Here is a 928-nt window from a genome sequence, read left to right as displayed (position 1 = left end):
TGTCTAAAGCAAAATTTGAACGTACGAAACCGCACGTAAACGTTGGTACTATCGGCCACGTTGACCACGGTAAAACAACTCTAACTGCTGCTATCTGTACTACACTTGCAAAAGTGTACGGTGGTGAAGCGAAAGACTTCGCATCTATCGATAACGCTCCAGAAGAGCGCGAGCGCGGTATTACAATCAATACTTCTCACGTAGAGTACGATACACCAGCACGCCACTACGCACACGTAGACTGCCCAGGACACGCTGACTATGTTAAAAACATGATCACAGGTGCTGCGCAAATGGACGGCGGTATCCTAGTTGTTGCTGCAACAGATGGCCCAATGCCACAAACTCGTGAGCACATCCTACTTGGTCGCCAAGTTGGTATTCCTTACATCATCGTATTCATGAACAAATGTGACATGGTTGATGATGAAGAGCTTCTAGAGCTAGTAGAAATGGAAGTTCGTGAGCTTCTATCTGAGTACGATTTCCCAGGTGATGACCTACCAGTTATCCAAGGTTCTGCACTAGGCGCACTAAACGGCGAAGAGCAGTGGGAAGCGAAAATCATTGAACTTGCTGAAGCGCTAGACACTTACATTCCAGAGCCTGAGCGTGCAGTAGACCAAGCATTCCTACTACCAATCGAAGACGTATTCTCAATCCAAGGTCGTGGTACAGTAGTAACTGGCCGTATCGAGCGCGGTATCCTACGTGTAGGTGACGAAGTTGCGATCATTGGTATCAAAGACACAATCACAACGACTTGTACAGGTGTTGAGATGTTCCGTAAGCTGCTTGACGAAGGTCGTGCAGGTGAGAACGTTGGTGCACTTCTACGTGGTACTAAGCGTGATGAAGTAGAACGTGGTCAAGTACTAGCGAAACCAGGTTCAATCACTCCACACACTAAGTTCGAGTCAGAAGTGTA

The 928-nt window shown here is 47.3% G+C and carries 1 protein-coding gene; it reads left to right on the top strand.

The window, feature by feature from the left end; all coding sequences use genetic code 11:
• Nucleotides 1-928: elongation factor Tu (tuf, locus tag AACV12_RS11215; RefSeq protein ID WP_170901622.1), on the top strand; the 928-nt coding region annotated here is incomplete at both ends.

The organism is Vibrio sp. 2-2(8), assembly GCF_963888495.1.
GTDB lineage: Bacteria > Pseudomonadota > Gammaproteobacteria > Enterobacterales > Vibrionaceae > Vibrio > Vibrio anguillarum.
The sequence above is the reverse complement of the archived record's forward strand: the minus strand, read 5'-3'. Positions and strand labels throughout refer to the sequence as shown.